Source organism: Streptomyces cinnabarinus, assembly GCF_027270315.1.
Lineage (GTDB): Bacteria > Actinomycetota > Actinomycetes > Streptomycetales > Streptomycetaceae > Streptomyces > Streptomyces cinnabarinus.
Genome location: NZ_CP114413.1, coordinates 6,861,434 through 6,882,525, shown reverse-complemented (window position 1 = coordinate 6,882,525; position 21,092 = coordinate 6,861,434). Strand labels below are relative to the sequence as shown.

The following is a 21,092-nucleotide window of genomic DNA, read 5'->3' as shown; positions in this document are numbered from 1 at the left end:
TCTTGCCGCGTCACTCGGCCGTCCTGCCGCGTCATCGGACGGGTCCGGCGGTGGGGCGGGCCTCGATGACCCGGTAGCCGCTGAAGCCGAGCGGCGCGCCGATCTCGGTGAGTTCGAGGCCGGCGGCATCGAGGAGTCCGGTGAACTCCCGCTCGGTGCGCTCCCGGCCATGGGTCAGAACCATCAGGTTGAGGTCGCTGACGGTGAGGAAGGGGTCGGTCGTGGTGTCCGCGACGGGCGGGGCGACGACCTCGACGATCAGCACCCGGGCCGTGTCCGCCATGGCCTGGCGGCAGTTGCGCAGGATCGTCACACAGCGCTCGTCGTCCCAGTCGTGCAGCACGCTCTTGATCACATAGCGGTCGCCGCCCTCGGGCACGGCGGCGAGGAAGTCCTGGGCGACGAGCACGCACCGGTCCGCGACGCCCGCGGCGGCGAGGGTGTCCGGGGCTCCGGCCACGCCGACCGGGGTGTCGACCAGGACCCCGTGCAGATGGGGGTGGTGCCCGAGGACTCCGGCGAGCAGGGCGCCGTTGCCGCCGCCGACGTCCACGACGGTCCTGACGTCGGCGAAGTCGTAGGACCGAGCCAGCGCCTGGGCCTCCGCGCCGCCGCTGACCGCCATCGCGGCGTGGAACTCCGCGCCCAGCTCCGGATCGGCCGCGAACAGGTCGAAGACCGAGCCTCCGGTGACCGACTCCACGGACGGCCGTCCGGTGCGCAGGCACTCGGTGAACCGTCCCCAGGAGGTCCAGACGGCCTCGCCGAAGTAGGGCATCAGCATGGGGCGGACGGAGCCCGGCACGTCCGAGCGGAGCAGTTCGCCGGCCGGTGCCAGCCGGAAGCCGTCCTCGCCCCGCTGTTCCACCACGCCGAGGGTGGCCAGGCCCCGCAGCAGCCTGCGCAGGGCCGGGGCCCGGGTTCCGGTGCGCTCGGCCAGCTCCTCGGTGGTCAGGGGCTCTTCGGCCAGCAGGTCGGGGAGCCGCAGCCGGGCCGCGGCGTGGATCATCTGGGCGGGTATGAAACCGAAGGCGAGGCGGTAGAGGTTGGCTGCCGCCATCGGGTCGATCAGGGTCACGTGCCACTCGTTTCCGGACGAACAGGAGCGAAGGAGACGGGAAGTGCGGTCAGTCCGCACAGGATGCTGATCTGGCGCCAGCGCAACTCGTCGGGTGGGACGGCCAGTTGAAGGGCGTCGAACCGGTCGAGCAGCGCTCCGAGCGCCGTCGTGGCGAGCATCCGGGCCAGCGGCGCGCCGAGGCAGTAGTGGATGCCGTGTCCGAAGGCCAGATGGGGGTTGGGATCGCGCCGGACGTCGAGGGCGTCGGAGTCCCGGAAGGCTTCGGGGTCCCGGTTGGCCAGGGACAGGCCGATGTTGACGACCGAGCCGCGGGGGATCACGGTCCCGCCGATGACGACGTCGTCGACCGCCACGCGCAGGGAGGACTGCCCCGCGGAGCCTTCGTACCGCAGCAGTTCCTCGACGGCCGAGGGCAGCAGGGCGGAGTCCTCCCTGAGCAGCCGCAACTGGTCGGGGTGGAGCAGCAGGGTGAGCAGTCCGTTGCCGATCAGGTTGGTGGTGGTCTCGTGCCCGGCGACCAGCAACAGCACTGCCAGGCCGATGAGTTCCTCGTCGTCGAGGCTGCTGTCGCGCTCCTGCGCCACGATGAGGGCGCTGAGCAGATCAGGCTGCTCGTCGGGCGCCAGGTCCGGTCGTACGGCAGCTCGCCTGACCGCGACGAGCCGGGTGAAGTAGGCGCGCAGGCGGCGCGAACGCTCCTCGCGGGTACGGGGTCCGGCAGCGGTGGACAGGGTGCGCGCGGCCCAGGTGCGGAAGGTCTCCCGGTCCCGGGTGGGCACCCCGAGCAGCTCGCAGATGACCAGTACGGGCAGCGGGAAGGCGAGGTCGGCGATGATGTCCGACCGCCCGGTGGGCGCGACGGCGTCGAGGAGTTCGCCGGTGACCGACTCGGCTCTCGGCGTAAGGGCGTTGATCCGGCGGCGGGTGAAGCCGTGGGAGACCAGTCCGCGCAGCCGGGTGTGGTGCGGCGGGTCGTTGTTGGCCATCGGGGAGTAGGCGTTCGCCGTGTCGACCGCGTGGCCGAGACGTCGCGGGTCGTTGGAGAGCCCGGGGTCGCGCAGGGCCTGGCGGGCCTCGGCGTACCGGGAGATCAGCCAGTACGTGAAGCCGCTCTCCTCCCGCACCAGGCGGACCGGTGGTTCGGCGCGTATCCGCAGGTGGACCGCGTCCGGTTCCGTGAGCAGCCGGTACGGGCTGAAATCGAGCAACGGTTCGAGTTCCGGCTGAGTCTGCACCTGTTCCCCCTGAGCCGACCGACCGGATCACCCTCGCACCGTGGCCGGAACGTGTCGTCCGTCCCTGGACCGGATTTGCGTCTCAGACTGGAGGTTGAGGTTCCGACTCCGTCTCCACCGGCCGTCACCTGGGGCGACGAAGCCGGGCTCGGATGTCGCTAGATCTTTGCGGCGACCTATCAGTACTCTGCAGACGAGACGAGTGGTCCAGACCATCGGTCGTGGCCGCTTCCCGTATGTCCGTCTTCGGGATCATGCACTCATGGGGGTTATTTCACAGCATGACGAACACAACTGGGGCTGACTGTATACGGGTCCTGATCTGCGACCCGCGCCATCTGATGCGAGCGGGGATGGTCAGCGTCCTGGAGAGAGAACCGGACATCAGCGTGGTGGGCGAGGCCCTCGACGGCCGCGAGATGCTCGCCGCCGTGCAGAGCCTGCGTCCGCACGTCGCACTCATCAACCACGACTCCGACGCCGTGGACGGCATCGCCATGGCGCGCAGTCTGCGGAGAATGGCCCCGGACAGCGCGCCGGGCGTCCTCATGCTCAGCTCCCGGAACGAACAGGCGGAGCTGCTGTCGGCGCTGAAGGGCGGGGTGCGCGGCTTACTGCCGGGCAACTGCGATCCCCGGACCCTGCCCGCCGCCATCCGTGACATCGCCGGCGGCGCGATGGTCCTGAAGTCACCGAAAGCCGTGCAGCTGATCGGCCGACTGCTCAACCGCTCACCCGAGGTGGCCGCCTCCGCCGGCTCCGGGCAGCTCGCGCTGCTCACCACCCGGGAGCGCGATGTGCTCTCACTCGTCGCGAACGGCCACTCCAACCTGGTGATCGCCAAGATGCTTTCGCTGAGCGAGGCGACGGTCAAATCGCACCTCTATCACCTGTGCCAGAAGCTCGGCCTGCGCGATCGCACGCAGGCCGTGATCCTCGCGTACGAGACGGGTCTGGTCCGCCCCTGCGCGGCGGCCTGATCGCACCCCTGAGGGCGGTGCCGGCGGCCACGACCACCGCCGGCACCGCCCTCAGCCCATGGCCGGAAGCAGTTCGGCCGGGTCGACATGGCTCACCGCCACCGACAGGAAGGCGTTCGCGGACGTCGGGTCGCTCGCTATCCATCGGGTGAACTCCAGTCGTTCCGCGGTGACTTCGAGCCGTGCGGTGTCCAGTGCGGTGCGATAGCGCGGCTCCATCAGCCGACGGTGGCCCTCGGCGTAGCGGTCCAGCGCGGCCGCCAGTTCCCGGTCGTCGTGCAGCCCGGCGCCGACCGACTCGGCCAGCAGCGCGGCCTGTTCGAAGGCGTCGCTGATGCCGGTCCCGGTGATGGAGTCCTTGTGGCATCCGGCGTCCCCGGCCAGGACCCAGCCGGGACCCGTGACGGTACGGAGGTGGTTGAGCTGGCTGCCGGTGCCGCGCAGCCGCTCCACCCGCCTGGCCGACAGGGCGCGTTCGGCCAGTTCGGGGGCGGTGGTCCGGATGGCCTCCCGATAGGCGCGGTCCGCGTCCCGCCGGATGCCGGCGAACTCCGACTGGGGGAAGTAGGCGGCCACCAGCGTCAGTTCGTCATGGGTGCCGACCACGCCGATGAGCCGTCCGGTGCGCTCGTACACCTCGAACTGCGCGGGCAGCCCCTCCCAGTAGCCGTAGTACACACAGGTGCGCGGCGCGTCCTCCCGCTCCACCGCCGCCCCGAGCAGACCCGCCAGCGTCGAGCGCATCCCGTCGGCGCCCACCACCAGACGGGCCCGCACCTCGCTCTCGCCCCGGCCGGTCCCACAGCGCACCCCGGTCACCCGGCCGCCCTCGCAGAGCACCCCGGTGACGGCGCACCCCTGCCGGAACTCGGCCCCGGCCTCGACGGCCGCGTCGATCAGCATGCTGTCCAGCACGTACCGGCGCGGCGCGTACACCGCATCGATGCCCTCCTCCACGGGGACCGGCCCGGCGAGCCGGACGTCCTGGAGCGCGTAGGAGATCCGGCGCACCGGCGGACACCCGGTCGCCGCCAGGCGGTCCAGCAGCCCCCAGCGCCTGAGCAGCCGCAGCCCGGGCCGGTGGATGTGCTGGGTGGACAGGGTGTCGCTGGGGAAGGCCGCGCGGTCCAGCAGCAGGACCCGGTACCCGGCCCGCGCGAACAGCAGCGCGGCCGAGGCACCGGCGCTGCGCGCACCGGCCACCACCACGTCGTAGGACTCCATGAGTGGGTGCATCCTCCTGTTCAGAAACCGGCTCGCAGGGGCAGGTGCGGATCCGTGCGGTCCGGTGCGCGCGGGCCGACGGTCACCAGTACGAGCGGCTGGAGCGGGCCCGGGGTCAGACCGAGGGCGGAGCGCAGGCCCGCCGGGTCGAAGTCGCAGTGCACATGGCTCTCCAGACCGGCGGCCGCCGCGGCCAGCGCGATCCGCTGCGCGGCGGCACCGGCCACGATGTTCTGCGCCCGGTACCAGCGGTCCCCGTGGCGCTCCACCCCGGCGCGCGGATCGCCGCAGGGCGCGAGGACCGCGGTGGCGGTACGGCATTCGTCGGCCAGCATGGGGCTCTTGGCCGCGGCGAGCACGTCCCGTACGGCGTCGGCGCGCCGGGTGCCGATCAGCGCGTGGGTCACGGCGTCGTAGAGGTAGGCGCCGGTCTCCACCTCGGGAATCCGCTGGACGACTCCGGCGAGTTGGACCGGGATCCCGGCGGCCACCGGTTCGCCCGCGGCGGCGAGCAGGGCGGCGAGCGTCCGCCGGGGCACCGGGGCCGGGCGGAAGCCGTACGCCGTGCGGCGGCCCGGGAAGCCGTCCGCGAGGGCGAGAGTGGTGGGCGGGAGGGGGTGCCGAGGGCCGTCGGGGAGCGGCCGGGGGGCGGGTGTGGCGTCGCCGAAGTCCCCAGGGGCGGCGCGATGGATGGCGGCGTGCAGGGCGGCAGCCTCGGCCAGAGCGGGAATTTCGCTGATGGGCACGGGTTCGGGCCGGGCGGCGGGCACCTCGCCGTGCCGGCGCGCGGAGGGTACCGCCGGCGGGGCGTCCGGCCGGTGCAGGGTGATCACCGCGAACACGCTCTCCGCGAAGGGCGTGAGGCCGAGCAGCTCGTCCAACGCGCCGTCCTCGTACCGCAGATGGACGGTCGCCGTCAGCCCCGTCGCCTCAGCGGCGGCCACCGCCTGCGCGGTCGCCACCCCGACGTCCAGGCTCTGCAGGCGGTAGCCGAAGACTCCGTACTTGGCCATGTTGCGCCACAGCACACTGCTCAGCAGCAGGACGAACTCCGTTCCCCGGTCGGGTGGTTCGGCGAGCAGTGGAGTGATCAGGTGCCGTCCGTCGCCCTCGCGCAGGCTCTCCAGGGTGTGGTGGACGGGGTCGTAGTGGGACAGTCCGGCGGGGAGGCCGTCCATGGCGGGGTGGGCGAGGTAGAGCTCCACGGGATAGCGGGAGCCGGAGGCGGCGGCGGTGCGGCCGGGTGACAGGAGCTGCCGGCGGGCGGCCGGGCTGCCGAGACCGAGCGGCATGATGCCGCTCATCCAGCGCATCCGGGTCAGCCCGCCCGCCCGGTGCAGCAGCCAGGACAGCCGCCGCAGCGGGTCCGCGTCCCGCGCCTCAGGACGGTCCGGCAACGTCCGGCGGACCGCCGCCGGGTAGCGCTTGTGAACCGGCGGAAGCCGCATCGCATCGGCCGCGGGCAGCGCGTCCGGCGGCTGGTGTCCGGAGGCGAGGTACTCCAGGGCGGCGGAGCCGGTCGAGGCGGTCGCGGCGCTCATGAAGCCTCCCGTGCGGGGTGGGGGGTGATGGCGGGGTTCACGCGGCCCACCCCATGGCGACGCAGGGCGCCCGAGGCGGCCACGCGCCCCTCCAGCGCGGCCGAGATGGTCACGCGGCCCACCCCATGGCGACGCCAGGCGGTCGAAGAGTTCACGCGGTTCTCCCGCGCGGCCGAGGGGGTCACGCAACCCACCCCGTGGCGACACAGAGCGACCGAGGAGACCACGCAGCCCACCCCATCGCGACGCAAAGCAGTCGAAGCGTCCACGCAGTCCGCCCTATCGCGGCGCAAAGCAGTCGAAGCGTCCACGCAGTCCGCCCTATCGCGACGCAAAGCAGTCGAAGCGTCCACGCAGTCCGCCCTATCGCGACGCAAAGCAGTCGAGGCGTCCACGCGGTCCGCCCCGGCGCGGCGCCAGGCAGTCGAAAGGATCACGCGGCCCTCCAGTGCGGGACGGGCATCAGGCAGCGCTCGTCGGCGCCGGGGGTGCCGAGGGCGATCTGGAAGACCGGTTCGTGGCCCGGGGGCAGGCGCAGGGCGCGGGCCAGTGGTGCGGCGGCGTAGCCGTTGTGGATGCGGGCGGCGAGCCCGGACCCGGCGCTCAGCACGCACAGCCGCTGCGCGACCACCCCCGCCTCGTGGTGCAGCACCCTGAACCCCCGGTCACCGAAGGTCACTTGGGCCCGCCGGGCGGGCACCGACAGGAACACCACGGCGTTCACCGTGCGGTAGTCGATGTTGGCCGCCTCCAGACCGAGGTCCACGGACCGGGCGGGACCGAGGTACCGCAGTCCGCCCGCGGTCACCTCGTGCACTCCGGCCTCGGCTCCGGTGACATCGACCGCCCACAGGTGAGCCGTGACGGGCGGCGCGGAACCCTCCGGCACCGCGTCGGACGCATACGGCGCGAAGGCGGGCCGGACCGCGTCCAGCACGGCCTCGACCGGCACCGGCCGCGGCTTCGGGTGGAACGCCGGGGCTCCCGAGGTACGCCTGCGCAGCAGGTCGGCGAGTTCCCCGGCCGGGACGGGCCCGGCGGTCGGGGGCTCCTCGTGGGGCAGCCGGGCGAAGAACGCGGTGTCGGTGAGACGGGCGGCGGCATCCAGCTCGACGAGTTCGGCGAGCGCACCGACACCGGTCGCGGGAGCCGCCGGCCGACAGGCCGCAGGGGGCACCGGCAACTCCGCCTCGGAGCACGGCGGTACGGCCTCCCCCCGCCCCGCGTACAGCGGCAGCACCGCGGCCACGCTCTCCTCCGGGCGCGTGACCCCGAGCAGCCGCTCCAGCACCCCGTCGAGGAACTGGTGCCGCAGCTGCCCCGGTACCCCGAGCGCGCCCGCGACCATCAGCGCGTTCCCGGCCATCAGGCCCGCCTCCTGCGCGCACAGCCGGTACGCGTAGGCGCCGTACCGGAAGGCCGTGCGCCAGAAGACCGTGGACAGCAGCAGCGCACCCACGGCGGCGTCGAGGTCCGTGCCGAGCGCCGCGCCGAGCAGGGCGCGGAAGTCCCCGGCCCGCAGCAGGACCAGGGCGTGGTGCGCCGGGTCGTAGGCGTAGACGCCCGCGGGGAGTCCGTCGTGCCCCGGGGTCCACAGGTAGGTCTCGACCGGCGCGAAGCAGCGGGCCGAGGGGACGGCACGGTGGTAGGGCCAGCGGGCGGTCGGGCCGAACTCGGTGCGCAGGACACCGCAGGTGTAGTGGAGCAGCGCCGAGTGGAGGGCAGCGGTCGGCACGACCCGCCCCCCGGCACTCTCCCCGAGACCCCGGCCCAGCGCGCCAAGACCCCGGCTCGGCGGACCGAGCGTCCGCGGCGGCGACGGCAGCGGATACCGGGGCAGTGAGCCGTGGCGCGTGAACCGCTCCGGTTCCCGCGGTCCGCCCTCCCGGCCGCCCGGCCCCCGCCCGATCAGATCGGCGTAGTCGTGCAGGGAGCGGTGCCAGTACCGTGCGCCGGGCGACTCGGGGGCCCGGCCGGGCCCTTCGACGGCGGTCATCCGCGGAGTCCTCACGGGAACGGGTGGGGGTGGGGGTTGATGTCCGCGGGCGTCAACTCACGGTCGCGGTAACCGAGTTCGTACGGCACCGTCAGCAGCCGCGGGATTCCGTCGACCCGCCGGTTCCGGTGCCCGAAGGTCATCGGCAGGGTCCCCGGCACCATCACCTTGACGCAGGCAAAGCCGCCCGCCCGGTGTTCCGGGGTCGTCTGGTCCACGACCACCACGTCCAGGCCCCGGTCCAGACAGCGGCGGAGCATCTCCTCCAGGTCCGCCCGCAGATCGGTGTGCGCGGGCCACCGCCACTGCTCCTCGAAGCTCGCGAACGGCCGTGCCTCGCGCTCCCCCAGCAGGAAGTCGAACCGGTCGAAGGCGTCCTCGTGGCTGTAGAGCACGGAGTGGTCGCCCATCACCTTCACCAGGGACGGGTCGCGCACCATGCGCCCGGCGCGCTCCCGCTCCGCCGCGTCGTAGATCTTGGCGTGCTCCAGCAGATGCGCCATCTCGTGCAGGACGTTGACGACGGCCTTCTCGGCCAGCAGCGCGGAGCCGCCCGCGCACAGGACACGCGGTCTGCCCGGGTCGCCGAGCGTGTCCAGGCCGACCGCCCAGAAGCACGGGACGCCCTGTTCCAGGGTGGCCGAGTAGAGCTGGACCTCGTACCCCGTCCGATGGCGCAGATGCTCGATCATCATGGGGATCGAGCGGTCCCGCGCGGAGTGCGGATCGACGCGCGGGATCGGCATCCGCCCGTACCAGGTCATCAGGAAGGCGTCCCGCTCGGCCACCTCCAGCAGCCCGCACAGGACGGCCTCCTCCAGACAGCCGCCCATGGCACAGCCGTTGGAGATCTCGTACACGAAACGCGGGTCGTCGTGGCTGTGCGCCGCGTAGTAGGCGTACCGCTCCGGGACGAGCACCGGCTCGGCGCGGGCGAAGGACCAGCCCCACACCCAGGGCATCACCAGGTCCTCGTGGTACCGGATGTAGGGGAAGCCGGGCAGGTCGTGGCGGTCGTCGGGGTAGAGCCCGAAGAGGTGCGGGTCCAGGGCGCGTTCGCCCAGTTCCCGTCGGCTCGCGGTGACCGTGGTGCGCCGCCCCCGGGGCTGCTCCCCGCCGAACCGCTCCAGCGCCTCCAGCACGGCGGTGATCCGGGAGGTGCGGTAGTTGGTCGTACGGCCCCACCCGTGCTGCGAGTTGTTGCCGCGCAGGGAGCTGAGCGGGGCCACCGCGCGGGGCAGCGGCCCGCCGCGCTCGTCGTCCACGGACGGCACCACACCGGCCGCCGGGTCGACGTAGATGTCGTACAACTCCCCTTCGCGCGCGACGACGTTCTGCACCCGGAAGACGTCGGGCGCGGGCTTCGGGCGGGCGGCCGGGACGATCCGCGCCGCCTCGGGGCCGTCGGGCGGCAGCCCGCCGCAGTCCTCGCACAGCGAGTACGGCAGATAGCGGTGGGAGCTGACGGCGAGCGAGGCCAGGTCGACACGGATGAAGCGGTCGTCCGGGCGGCGCCCCGCGACGACGTCCTCGGACCCGCCTCGGCCGGAGAGTTTCGCGTCGAGGAGGTCCACGGCGAGTTCGGCCGCCACGGCCGCCGCCGTCCGGGTGCGCAGGGGCGACAACTGGGCGGCCAGGGCGGTGCCGTGGCGGGCGCGCAGGGTCTCGTGGTGCTGCGCCTTGTCGCGGGCGAGCCGGCGGCGCCAGTCGGCGCAGGTCGGGCAGGCGTCCCCGACCACGGGTCCGACGTGGATCGCGTCCGTCTCGGTGCGCAGCGGGATCCAGGGGACACCGGCCGCCTCCGCAGCCTTGGGGAGGTCGGTGTAGCCGGTGGTGTCGGCGGTGTCCGAGGCGACGAGGACGGCCGCGCAGGAGCCGAGCGCGTCGGCGAGGGCGCCGCGGTCCGGCCGTACCAGCGGGAAGGTGCGGGCCAGCGCGGCGGCGGTGGCCCGGTCGAGCAGGCCGCCGTCGCCGAGCAGGGCGACCGGGCGGGTCGGGTGCTCACGCATCGAGCAGCACCACCCGGACGAGATGCGGCAGTACGGCGTGGACGGCCGGGTCCTGGTCGAGCGGTACGACGACGGGTTCGAGTCCGTCGGCGCGCAGGGCCTCGACGAGCGCGCGGTGCCGCTCCCCGTCGGCGGCCTCGCCCGGGACCCACAGGGAGACCTCGGGTGCGGGCGCGTACTCGGTCTGGTCGTGCGCGTGGGCCTGGTGGGCCAGCAGCAGGCGCCCCAGGCCGGATTCGGCGGCCTCGGCGGGGGTGAACCCGACCCCGCGCTCGCTCGGCCCGGTCGCCTCGTCGCCGAGCCGGAAGAGGTAGGCGGTGACCCCGGCGGGAGCCCGGAGCGTGGACACCGACAGTTCCTCGCCGGTGGTCAGCAGCAGATCACGGAACCGGCCTGCGGCAGGGGTGAGTTGAAGCCCGTCCAGCGCCACGCCCAGCGCCTCGGGCGGTATGAACGCCCCCCGCGTCAGATGGTCCAGCAGCGCCCGCTCCACGGCATCGGCCCGTGTCGTCCCCGCGGCCGTGCCGAAGGGGAACTGCCCGAACACCGCGTCCGCCGGTACGTCCCTCCGCGTGCCGTCCGCCAGCGCGAACCCGGTCACCGAGGCGTCCGCCGGCAGCGCGCCCGGCCGTACGGCGTGGGCGGCGAGCCCGTGCCGCAGGACGGCGTCCTGGGCCTGTGCGAAGTCGGCCCCCGCGCCCCAGACCGGGAAGGACTCCCCGGGGCGCCCGGGGTCGGCGACGGCGACCCGGACGACCCGCAGCGGGAACTGCTCGTAGTGCGCCTCGGTCAAGGGACCCAGCACACCGAGCCGCTCGTCGGTCAACGCGGCGGCCCGCTCGGCGAGTTCGTCCTCGTCCGAGGTGACCGGGGCCACCGGGAGCCGGTGGGCGGACGTCTGAAGCGTCTCCAGGTCGACCCGGACGACACCGGCCGACGACAGGTCCTCCTCCGCGACCCCGGTGACGGACTCGAAGGCGCGGAACACCAGGTGGTTGGCGACGATGCCCGGCACGGGTCCGGTGAGGAAGTCGCTCCGCGCGTCCGCCGCGGGGCTGCCCAGCCGCCGCCACAGACTCCCCCAGCGCGTCTCCGGACGGTCCGCCGGACACACCGGGCCGATCCACGCCTCCTCGCCGAGAAGGGTCACGGGGATGAGCGTCCGCCCGAGCCGCGCGCACGCCCGGTCGACCGCCGACAGCGTGCCGGGGTCGACGCGATCGGCCGCATACAGCACCAAGTCGGCTTCCTCCACCGCTCGTTGCAGCTCGGCAGCGTCCAGTGGACCGGCGTCCGGCGACCCGGCGTCCAGGGCCTGCTCCGCGTCCCGCTGCCGGGCCTCCGCCGCGAGTTCGTCGAGCCGCGCCCGCACCTCCGGTTCGCTGCCCGTGAGACGCGCCGAGACCCGGGCCACACCGGTGAGCAGCGCGCCCTCGACCGCGGCGGCGAGCACGGACCCCGAGCCCAGGACCAGCAGCCGCGTCCGGCGGTACCGCTGGAACCGCAGCGCGGGCGAGGAGCGGAACGCCTCGACGAAGGCGATCTCGGCTGCGTACGCCTCCAACTCGCCCTCGGACAGTGTGTGTTCCTCGTCCTCGCCGACATCGCGGACGAGGCCGGCCTCGTGCAGCGCGCCGACCAGCCGCTCGACCATCTGCCGGGTCGCGGGCCGCATGCTCGCGGTGAGGTCGCCGACGCTGTGTCTGCCGTCGAGGTGCGGGGACAGCTTCTCCAGCCACGCGTAGGTCGAGGTGCCCTGGAAGGTGACGATGTCACTGCCCTTGGTCAGCAGCACACCGTCCCCTTCGGGGGCGGGGGTGAAGAAGACGCCGGTTCTCATCCGCGGACGCATGGCCGCGATCGTGCTCTGCATGGTGGAGGACTCCGCGTTCTGCTGGTCGGGCGTGCGCGCCCCGGGCGAGTCGTGAGGTCGATCGTGTCAGCGGGCCCCCGCCCCGGTCGTCCGTCGGCAGTCTGCATTCCTGCCTCCGCCGAGCGGACGCGAGCGGGCCCGGTCTCCCACTGGTGTGGGGGTCGTGGTCTCAGATCCGCTGGTGATGGCTGGTCAGTTTCTCCAGCACCGGGACGAGTTCCGCCGGCCCCGGCAGGCGGGCCAGCTCCTCGCGCCAGGCGGCCGCCCCCTCCCGGCAGTCCCGCAGCACCGCGAGCAGCGCCGCCCGCAGCGACTCCGCGCTCGGCTCCCGCCGGTCGAGGGCGACTCCGGCGCCCTTGCGGACGAGTTGTACGGCCGCCGCCTCCTCGTCCCAGGCCGGCTCCGGCACGATCAGCTGGGGCACGCCCGCCGCCGCGGCCGAGGCGAACACCTCGGCACCGCCGTGGTGGACGACGGCGGAGCAGGTCGGGAGGAGCTGGGGCAGGGGGACCCGCTCGATGTCCAGCTCGGTCTCCAGCCCACGCAGCGCTTCCCCGAGCCGCTCCCCAGCCACCCACACCCGCGGCCGCAGCGGCCGGCCGCGCAGCCGCTCCGGGACGGTCGCACCACCGCCGTAGGGCACCCAGCGCACATTCTCGTACCGGACGCCCGGCGCGGACAGGCGCATCCCGGGTGGCATCGGGTCCACGGTCCACTGGCCGAGGACCAGTTCCTCCGCGTAGGGCAGTCCGTAGGGTTCGAGGAGCTGCTGCATGGTCTCCTCCAGCGGCTCGGGGAAGCCCGGTGACTGGTCCCGGTAGCGCGCCGAACGCCCGTGCAGCCAGGCGATGTTGTCCCGTCCCCACAGCAGCCGGGCGTGGGCGGCGCCGCCGACCCGGGCGGCGACGGCGGCCGGCAGACAGAAGGGGTCCCAGAGCACCAGGTCGGGGCGCCAGCGGACGACGGTGCCGGTCAGCTCCTCCAGCAGGGGTCGCAGGGCCGCGAAGGCGCGGGTCGTCCGGTACCACCGGGCGCCCCAGTCGGGGCACTCCCCCGTGCCGATGTGCAGTCCGCCGCCAGGGTGGTCGGCCAGGGCGGGGTTGCGGGTGAGGTCGGTGAGCGCGGCGAGGTCCTCGCCCTGTCCCACCGGGACGGCCGCGAGCCCCGCCTCGGTCACCCCGCGCACCAGGTCCGGGTGGGTGGCGACGCGCACCTCGTGGCCCGCGTTCCGCAGCGCCCAGGCGAGCGGGGCCACGGGGAAGGCACGGGCCGCAACGGGAAAGGCGGCGAACAGGACACGCACGGGTCACTTCCTTCTTGCGGGGTGTTCGGTGAGCGGGCGGTACCAGTCGACGGTCTCCAGCAGGCCCCGCTCGAAGGGAACCCGGGGCCGGAATCCGAGGCGCCGCAGCTTGCCGTCGTCGACGCAGTAGCGGCGGTCGTGCCCCTTGCGGTCCTCGACCGGGCGCACCGCGTCCCAGCCGGCGCCGCAGGCGTCCAGGAGCCGCCCGGTCAGCTCACGGTTGGTCAACTGCGTCCCGCCGCCGACGTTGTAGACCTCGCCGGGCGCGCCGTGTTCCAGGACCAGCCGGAGGGCCCGGCAGTGGTCGAGGACGTGCAGCCAGTCCCGGACGTTGCCGCCGTCGCCGTACAGCGGCACGGGCCGCCCGGCCAGCAGCAGGGTGACGAAGCGGGGGATCAGCTTCTCCGGGTGCTGCCCCGGACCGTAGTTGTTGCTGCACCGGGTGATCCGGACGTCGAGGCCGTGGGTGCGGGCGCAGGAGAGGGCGAGCAGGTCGGCAGCGGCCTTGGTGGCGGCGTAGGGGGAGTTGGGCCGGACGGGGGCCTCCTCGGTCCAGGAGCCCTCGTCGATGGAGCCGTACACCTCGTCCGTCGACACCTGCAGGAAGCACCGGGCACCGGCGGCGAGGGCCGCGTCCAGCAGGATCTGGGTGCCGAGCACATTGGTGTGCACGAAGGCCCCGGCGGCGGCGATGGACCGGTCGACATGGCTCTCGGCGGCGAGGTTGACCACCACCGAGCCGCCCGGCAGCAGCTTCTCGACGAGCGCGGCGTCGGTGATGTCCCCCTGGACGAACCGCAGTCGGGGATCGTCGAGGACCGGCGCGAGGTTGGCCGGGTCCCCGGCGTAGGTCAGCGCGTCGAGGACGGTGACCTCGACTTCCGGGGGGCCGTCGGGCCCGAGGAGGTCGCGGACGAAGTGCGAGCCGATGAACCCGGCCGCTCCGGTGACGAGGTAGTGCGTCATGAGGCGATCCGCACGGTGCTGTGGTCGCCGAGCACGAGCCGGTGCGCGGTGGGCACCCGGGGCGCGGGCGCGACCTGGACGTGACAGCCGATGAGGGAGGCGTCGATCCGGCGCACTCCGGTGATGGTCGCCTCGCTCAGCACGATGGAGAACTCGATCTCGCTGTCCTCGATCCGGCAGTTCTCGGCGATCGAAGTGGACGGCCCCACATAGGAGTCGACGATCACCGAGCCGGCGCCGATCAGCGCCGGGCCCACGATCCGGGAACCGCGCACGACGGCTCCCGCGCACACCCGTACCCGGCCGACGAGTTCGCTGTCGGCGCTGACGGTGCCCTCGACGGCGGGTTCGAGCACCTCCAGGACACTGCGGTTGGCCTCCAGCATGTCCGCGACGGTGCCGGTGTCCTTCCAGTACCCGGTGATGACGGTCGGGCGGATGTCCCGGCCCTGCGTGAGCATCAGCCGCAGCGCGTCGGTGATCTCCAGCTCACCGCGCCCGGAGGGGGCGATGGCGCGGACGGCGTCGTGGACGGCGGGGGTGAACAGATAGGCGCCGACGATGGCCAGATCGCCGACGGGCCGCTCCGGCTTCTCCTCCAGATCCGTGACGCGTCCGTCGGCGGACAGTGTGGCGACGCCGTAGGCGCCGGGGTTGGGGACGCGGGTGAGCAGGAGCTGGGCGTCCGGCCGGTGCGTGCGGAACTCGTCGAGCAGCGAACCGATGCCTCCGACGATGAAGTTGTCGCCGAGGTACATCAGGAAGTCGTCGTCGCCGAGGAACTCGCGGGCGATCAGCACGGCGTGGGCGAGTCCCAGCGGGCGGGGCTGCGGAAGGTAGGTGACCCGCAGTCCGAAGTCGGAGCCGTCGCCGACGGCCCGCTCGATCTCCTCGGCGGTGTCGCCGACGATCACTCCTACGTCCTTGATGCCGGCGCCGGCGATGGCTTCGAGGCCGTAGAAGAGGACGGGCTTGTTGGCGATGGGGACGAGTTGTTTGGCGGAGGTGTGGGTGATCGGACGCAGTCGCGTGCCCGCACCGCCCGCCAGTACGAGGGCTTTCACGGGACTCCTTTCGGCTTCAGCGCTTCAGTGCCTCGGCGCGCGGTACTTGGCGACCGTCAGCGGGCCGAAGACCGCGAGCAGCAGCGCGGACCAGCCGAGCGTGGCGGCGACCGGGTGCGCGATCGGCCACGCGGCGTCGGCGGGTACGGCGACGGGGTTGCCGAACAGCTCCCGCACGGCCGACACGACCGCGCTCACCGGGTTCCAGTCGGCGAGCAGCCGCAGCCCCGTGGGCAGCCCTTCGGTGGGGACGAAGATGTTGGAGATCATGGTGAGCGGGAACATCAGCATGCCGACCAGATCGGTGGCCGACCGCGAGGGCAGGACGAGGCCGATCCACATGCCCAGCCAGCTGAAGGCGTAACGGGCCAGGAGCAGCAGCGCCAGCCCGGCGGCCATCGCCGTGGGACGCCAGCCGACCAGGAGCCCGCAGACCGCCATCACCACCAGGGTGATGACCCCGCCCAGGCACTCGGCCAGCGACTGCCCGACGGGCACACCGGTCCGGCTCATGGGCAGGGCGTGGAAGCGGTCGGTGACGCCCCGTTCCTTGTCCTCCGCCACGACGGCCGCACTGGCCGCGATGCCGAACACCGCCATCTGCGCGAGCATGCCCGGCACCACGAAATCGACGTACGAGACACCGCCCGGCGGCCGCATGTTGCTACCCAGCACATAGACGAAGAGCAAGGTGAACAGCAGCGGGATCACCAGCGCCATGGCGGCCCGTTCCGGGGCGCCGCGCAGATGGATCAGATAGCGCCGGGCGACGGTGGCCGCGTCACCGGCGGCCCAGCGCAGCCGGGAGAGCGGGGGCTCCTCGGAGGTGTGCCACGCGCTCGGCGGCAGGGGCGCACTCATGCCATCTCCCGGTCTCGGCTCGGCCCGTTCAGCAGGTTGAGGAACACCTCGTCCAGCGTCGGGCGCCGCAGGGCGAGGTCCTCCACGGCGATCCCCGCGAGGTCCAACTCGCCCAGTACGGCGGCGAGTACGGCCGTTCCGGACACCGCTCCGGAGCCGACGGCGAGGGTCGCCCGGCGCGGATCGTCGGCGAGCACGGGCGCCCGGCCGCCCGCGCGGGCCAGGATCTCGGCGGCCCGGCCGCGCTGTTCGGCGTGGCGGACGGTGAGGTCGATGGACTCCCCGCCGAGCGCGGACTTCAGCTCGAAGGGGGTGCCCTCGGCGACGACCCGGCCGCCGGTACCGTCGGGATCCGTCAACACCGCGATCCGATCGGCCAGTTGGTCGGCCTCGTCCAGGTACTGCGTGGTCAGCAGCACGGTCGTCCCGGCCCGGACCAGCTCCCGTACGCTCTCCCAGAGCCCGGCCCGGCTCTGCGGATCGAGCCCGGTCGTGGGCTCGTCGAGGAACATCACCACGGGCGGGACGACCAGCCCGACCGCGAGGTCGAGGCGCCGGCGCATACCGCCGGACCAGGTGCGCACCGGCCGGTGGGCCGCGTCGGTCAGCCCGAACCGCTCCAGCAGTTCCTCGGCCCGTCGCCGTACGGCGGCTCCGCGCATCCGGTACAGCCGGGCGAACATCTCCAGGTTGTCCCGGCCGCTGATCACCTCGTCCACCGAGGCGTACTGCCCGGTCAGCGCGATGCTCCCGCGCACCCGGGCCGGGTGCCCGACGACATCGTGCCCGGCCACGCGGGCGGTACCGCCGTCCGGGAGCGACAGGGTGGCCAGGATCCGCACCATCGTGGTCTTGCCCGCGCCATTGGGCCCGAGGAGTCCGCAGACGGTTCCGGGGGCGACGGTGAGGTCGACTCCGCCGAGGGCAGGCGTCGCCCCGAACGCCTTGCGCAGTCCGCGCACCTCGATCGCGGGGGCGTCGGGAGGGGGTGGGGGCACGGGGTCTCCTCGCTGAGTCAAGGTGGACGGGGAATCAGACGGCGGGTCGCAGCCGCACCGGCAGCGTCAGCAGCCCGCGCATGTCCCCGACGGGGCGCCACAGTTGGGGCGCGTCCGGATCGGCCGCGGCGAGCTCCGGGAAGCGCTGGAGCAGTACGGCGAGGACGGTCTCCGTCTGGAGCCGGGCGAGCGGCGCGCCCAGGCAGAAGTGGATGCCGTGGCCGAAGGAGAGATGGGGGCCGCGGGCCCGGGTGACGTCGAGCCGGTCGGGCTCGGGGAAGACCTCCGGGTCCCGGTTGGCGGCCGAGAGGGCCACGCTGACGACGCTGCCCGCGGGGACGACGGTGTCGGCGACCCGCACGTCCTCCCGTGCCACCCGCAGCGTGGTGCGCGCCAACGACGCCTCGTAGCGCAGCAGTTCGTCCACCCCCGAGGGCAGCAACTCGGGGCGGCCGCGCAGCAGCGCGAGCTGGTCGGGGTGGCGCAGCAGGGCGTCGACGGCGTTGCCGATCATCCCGGTCGTCGTCTCGTGGCCGGCCACGAGCAACAGCACCAGCAGGCCGACGAGTTCCTCGTCGTCGAGGCGCTGTCCTCGGTCGTGCGCCACCACAAGGGCGGCGAGCAGGTCGGGTTGCTCGTCCTGGGGCAGATCGGTGCGGATGCGGGGGCGCTTCGCGGCCACGAGGGAGGCGAACCAGCGGTGCAGTCGGCGCGTGCGGTCCGCGGGCCCCGATCCGTTGCCGGAGACGGTGAGCATCCGGGTGGCCCAGGTCAGCAGCGCGCCCCGGCTGCGGTGCGGCACACCCAGCAGCTCGCTGATCACCAGGACCGGCAACGGGAAGGCCAGCGTCGCCATCAGGTCGACGTCGCCCTCGTCCGGGACGGCGTCGAGGAGTTCATGGGTGAGCCGCTCGACCCGGGGCCTCAGCTCCTCCACCCGGCGCGGGGTGAACGCCCCCGAGACCAGCCGCCGCAGCCGGGTGTGGTCCGGCGGGTCGCTGTTGACCAGGGGCAGAAAGAAGCTGTCGGCGCCGGAGACGCCGTAACCGGCGGAACTCAGCGCCTGTTCGGCGAGCCGGGGGTCCTTGGAGAACCGGTCGTCTAGCAGCACCGCCCGGGCGTCGGCGTGCCGGGTGATCAGCCAGTAGTCGAGGCCCTGCGGGTTGCGGACGAGCCGGGGCCCCGGGGTCTGCCTCAAGTCGGCGTAGTAGCCGTGCTGATCCGCGAAGAAGGCGGAGGTGTCGATCTCGATCGGCCGGGTCACCGGTGATCCAGGAGGGACTCGACGACATCGGCCGCGGCGGGAGCCCCGCCCGCCCGCCGGATGTGCTCGCGCATCTCCTGGACGCGCCGGGCGCGGGAGGTGTCGGCCAGCGCGCCGACGGCCGCGTCCCGCAAGGTCCCGGCGGTGACCTCGCCGCGGTGCAGCGTCACTCCGAGTCCCAGCTCGGCCAGCCGGTCCGCGTTCGCCCGCTGCTCGCTCATCTGCGGAATCGCCACCATCGGCACCCCGAACGACAGCGCCTCCATCACACTGCCCATCCCCGCATGCGTCACGAACAGATCAGCCTCACGCAACACCTGAAGCTGCGGCACATGCGCCCGCACCTCCACATGCCCGGGCACCCCCGACAACCGCGCCGGATCCACCCGGTCCCCCACCGCCATCACCACATCCCACGGCAACCCGGCAAAGGCATCCACACACGCCTGGAAGAACCCCGGATCATCGTTGTGAATCGTCCCCAACGACACCAACACCAACGGCCGTTCACCACCCGACCGACTCCACTCACCGTCCGTCGCCCGCCGTCCGAGGCCGGGCCCGACGAAGTGGACATCGTCACCGAAGGTCTCGCCATGGAACTGGAACTCGCGCGGGATGAACACCAGCGCCGGTCCGGACTCGCTGCCGGTCATCAACTCCTTGGGCCCGAGCGGGACCTTGACCCGGTCCAGCAGCTTGGCCACACCGTGGAACACCCGCATGATCTCCGGGTGCAGCGGATCGACGTCGGTCCGGTCACTGGCGAGCGACCAGTCGGCGCTCGCCGCGAAGGTGGTCCGGTACGGCAGCGCCGTAATGCCCCGTCGTGCCGCGGCCAGCCGGGCCGCCCACCCGGACGGGTCGTCGTAGACCACGAGGTCGGGCCGGTCCGCCGCGAACGCGCGGTCCAGCGGCCCGAGTACGGCCACGGTCTCGCGCAGCAGATCGCGCAGCACCTTCGCCAGGTCCGCGCTGCCGAACCGGTCCGGGCGGTCCTCGGCGCTGTCGTCGGCCGGCAGCCCGTCCATGGTGGACTCGTAGAGAAGCGGCACCGCGCCGGTCCCGGCCACGGCGTCGGCGAACCTGCGGGTCGTGGCGAAGGTGACCCGGTGCCCGCGCCCGGTCAGTTCCTCGGCGACACCGAGCGCCGGGTTCACATGACCGTGTCCGGGCAGGGCGAAGAACGCGATGTGGGCGCTCATCGTCCCGCCTCGGCGGGCACCAGCAGGGATTCGATGACATCGGCCGCGGCCCGAGCGCCGCCCGCCCGCCGGAGGTGCCGCCGCATGTCCGCCACCCGGCCGCCGAAGGAGCCGTCGGACAGCACCGCGAGCGCCGCCTGCCGCAGGCTGTCGGCCGTCACCTCGGTCCGGTGCAGCATCGTTCCGAGTCCCAGCTCGGCCAGCCGGTCCGCGTTCGCCCGCTGCTCGCTCATCTGCGGAATCGCCACCATCGGCACCCCGAACGACAGCGCCTCCATCACACTGCCCATCCCCGCATGCGTCACGAACAGATCAGCCTCACGCAACACCTGAAGCTGCGGCACATGCGCCCGCACCTCCACATGCCCGGGCACCCCCGACAACCGCGCCGGATCCACCCGGTCCCCCACCGCCATCACCACATCCCACGGCAACCCGGCAAAGGCATCCACACACGCCTGGAAGAACCCCAGATCATCGTTGTGAATCGTCCCCAACGACACCAACACCAACGGCCGTTCACCACCCGACCGACTCCACTCACCGTCGAACCGCCGCTCCGACCAGCACGGTCCGACGAAGTGGAAGTCCTCCCCGAACGTCTCGCCCCGGAACTGGAACTCGCGCGGGATGAACACCAGCGCCGGTCCGGACTCGCTGCCGCCGAAGAACTCCTGGGCGGTCAGGCCCACTCCGAGCCCGGCCAGCAGGGTGGCGATCTCTCCGTACACGGCGGTGAGTCCGGCATGCTCCGGCTCGAAGCTCGCGTACTCCCCGTCCGTACCGAGCGACCAGTGCTCGTTCGCGGCCAGCGTGGGGATGCTGCGCACGGCGGGTATCCCCCAGCTGTGCGCGAGGAGGCGGCCGGTCCAGCCGGACAGCCCGTCGTGGACCAGCACGTCCGGACGGTCACCGTCGAACGCCTCGGCGAGCCTCGGGTACACCGCCTCGGTCTCCCGTACCAGGCCGCGCAGCACCTGCACGAAGTCGCCCGTGGTGAACCGGTCGACGCTCTCCAGATCGCTCATCGCGTTCCGGGTCTGCCGCATGGTCGACTCGTACGGCACCAGCGTGGCGCCGGCCTCCTCGACCTCCGCGCCCTGGCGTGCGGTCACCGCGTAGCTGACGCGATGGCCGCGCTTCACGAGTTCCGCGACGATTCCCGCCGTCGGATTGACGTGACCGGTTCCAGGAATGTTGAAGAAGGCGATATGGGACATCGAACCACCTGTGTCTCCGGGCGGGCAGAACTGTCATCGGACCGGCAACGTAGCAAAGGAATCCGCCCATTAGGTATGCGCCGCCGCAGCCAGTACGCCGCATTGACCGGAAGGTGAGTCCGCGTCTCGCACCGGAGTGGGAGGCGACCCACCGGCTTCCTACTCGTGCGGGGAGCCAGAAACCAGCGGGGCGGCGGAAGAATTCGGGGTGCTCCCCGGACAGCATGGCGACCGCCGCCCGGGCCTCGGGCGGCTCGCGGATGCATTTCCCA

Annotated in this window: 17 protein-coding genes; 1 reads left to right on the top strand and 16 read right to left on the bottom strand. The window is 73.0% G+C overall.

What is annotated here, in order from left to right; all coding sequences use genetic code 11:
* Window positions 1-31: 31 nt before the first annotated feature.
* Both STRCI_RS31185 and STRCI_RS31180 read right to left on the bottom strand, forming a co-directional pair.
* Window positions 32-1,078, bottom strand: coding sequence for a methyltransferase (locus STRCI_RS31185; protein ID WP_269662279.1), 1,047 nt, complete (start codon window positions 1,076-1,078; stop codon window positions 32-34).
* Complete coding sequence (locus STRCI_RS31180) at window positions 1,075-2,316, bottom strand: cytochrome P450 family protein (RefSeq protein ID WP_269662278.1); 1,242 nt, start codon at window positions 2,314-2,316, stop codon at window positions 1,075-1,077. The genes STRCI_RS31185 and STRCI_RS31180 overlap by 4 nt, the downstream gene beginning before the upstream one ends.
* A 281-nt stretch (window positions 2,317-2,597) precedes the next feature.
* Between STRCI_RS31180 and STRCI_RS31175 the strand changes: the two genes are divergently transcribed.
* Window positions 2,598-3,296: a LuxR C-terminal-related transcriptional regulator gene (locus STRCI_RS31175; protein WP_269662277.1), complete on the top strand. Its 699-nt coding sequence runs from the start codon at window positions 2,598-2,600 to the stop codon at window positions 3,294-3,296.
* A 51-nt stretch (window positions 3,297-3,347) separates the two neighbouring features.
* Here the strand turns inward: STRCI_RS31175 and STRCI_RS31170 are convergent, their stop codons facing one another.
* The 14 genes from STRCI_RS31170 to STRCI_RS31105 all read right to left on the bottom strand — a co-directional run bounded on the left by STRCI_RS31170 (window position 3,348) and on the right by STRCI_RS31105 (window position 20,820).
* The gene (locus STRCI_RS31170) at window positions 3,348-4,520 is read right to left on the bottom strand and encodes an NAD(P)/FAD-dependent oxidoreductase (protein ID WP_269662276.1); all 1,173 of its coding nucleotides are present in this window, start codon (window positions 4,518-4,520) and stop codon (window positions 3,348-3,350) included.
* Between the two features lie 20 nt (window positions 4,521-4,540).
* Entirely contained in the window at window positions 4,541-6,061 is a 1,521-nt protein-coding gene (locus STRCI_RS31165) for a SagB family peptide dehydrogenase (RefSeq protein ID WP_269662275.1), read from the bottom strand.
* Complete coding sequence (locus STRCI_RS31160) at window positions 6,058-6,216, bottom strand: hypothetical protein (RefSeq protein ID WP_269662274.1); 159 nt, start codon at window positions 6,214-6,216, stop codon at window positions 6,058-6,060. Before STRCI_RS31160 ends, STRCI_RS31165 begins: the two co-directional genes overlap by 4 nt.
* Window positions 6,217-6,494: 278 nt before the next feature.
* Complete coding sequence (locus STRCI_RS31155; RefSeq protein WP_269662273.1) at window positions 6,495-8,057, bottom strand: SagB family peptide dehydrogenase; 1,563 nt, start codon at window positions 8,055-8,057, stop codon at window positions 6,495-6,497.
* 11 nt (window positions 8,058-8,068) lie between these two features.
* Window positions 8,069-10,066, bottom strand: a complete 1,998-nt coding sequence (locus tag STRCI_RS31150; protein WP_269662272.1) for a TOMM precursor leader peptide-binding protein — start codon at window positions 10,064-10,066, stop codon at window positions 8,069-8,071.
* Window positions 10,059-11,939: a hypothetical protein gene (locus STRCI_RS31145; protein WP_269662271.1), complete on the bottom strand. Its 1,881-nt coding sequence runs from the start codon at window positions 11,937-11,939 to the stop codon at window positions 10,059-10,061. The genes STRCI_RS31150 and STRCI_RS31145 overlap by 8 nt, the downstream gene beginning before the upstream one ends.
* A gap of 169 nt (window positions 11,940-12,108) precedes the next feature.
* Window positions 12,109-13,242, bottom strand: a complete 1,134-nt coding sequence (locus STRCI_RS31140) for a nucleotide disphospho-sugar-binding domain-containing protein (protein WP_269662270.1) — start codon at window positions 13,240-13,242, stop codon at window positions 12,109-12,111.
* A 3-nt stretch (window positions 13,243-13,245) separates the two neighbouring features.
* The gene (gene rfbB / locus STRCI_RS31135) at window positions 13,246-14,208 is read right to left on the bottom strand and encodes a dTDP-glucose 4,6-dehydratase (RefSeq protein WP_269662269.1); all 963 of its coding nucleotides are present in this window, start codon (window positions 14,206-14,208) and stop codon (window positions 13,246-13,248) included.
* On the bottom strand, window positions 14,205-15,272 hold the full coding sequence (locus tag STRCI_RS31130; protein ID WP_269662268.1) for a glucose-1-phosphate thymidylyltransferase: 1,068 nt from the start codon (window positions 15,270-15,272) through the stop codon (window positions 14,205-14,207). Before STRCI_RS31130 ends, rfbB begins: the two co-directional genes overlap by 4 nt.
* Window positions 15,273-15,296: 24 nt before the next feature.
* Window positions 15,297-16,133 (bottom strand): ABC transporter permease, encoded by an 837-nt coding sequence (locus tag STRCI_RS31125; RefSeq protein WP_269662267.1) that lies wholly within the window; start codon window positions 16,131-16,133, stop codon window positions 15,297-15,299.
* Entirely contained in the window at window positions 16,130-17,131 is a 1,002-nt protein-coding gene (locus STRCI_RS31120) for an ATP-binding cassette domain-containing protein (RefSeq protein ID WP_269662266.1), read from the bottom strand. Before STRCI_RS31120 ends, STRCI_RS31125 begins: the two co-directional genes overlap by 4 nt.
* Window positions 17,132-17,165: 34 nt before the next feature.
* Entirely contained in the window at window positions 17,166-18,395 is a 1,230-nt protein-coding gene (locus STRCI_RS31115; RefSeq protein WP_269662265.1) for a cytochrome P450 family protein, read from the bottom strand.
* Window positions 18,392-19,600 (bottom strand): macrolide family glycosyltransferase, encoded by a 1,209-nt coding sequence (locus STRCI_RS31110; protein WP_269662264.1) that lies wholly within the window; start codon window positions 19,598-19,600, stop codon window positions 18,392-18,394. Before STRCI_RS31110 ends, STRCI_RS31115 begins: the two co-directional genes overlap by 4 nt.
* Window positions 19,597-20,820: a macrolide family glycosyltransferase gene (locus STRCI_RS31105; protein ID WP_269662263.1), complete on the bottom strand. Its 1,224-nt coding sequence runs from the start codon at window positions 20,818-20,820 to the stop codon at window positions 19,597-19,599. Before STRCI_RS31105 ends, STRCI_RS31110 begins: the two co-directional genes overlap by 4 nt.
* Between the last annotated feature and the right edge of the window lie 272 nt (window positions 20,821-21,092).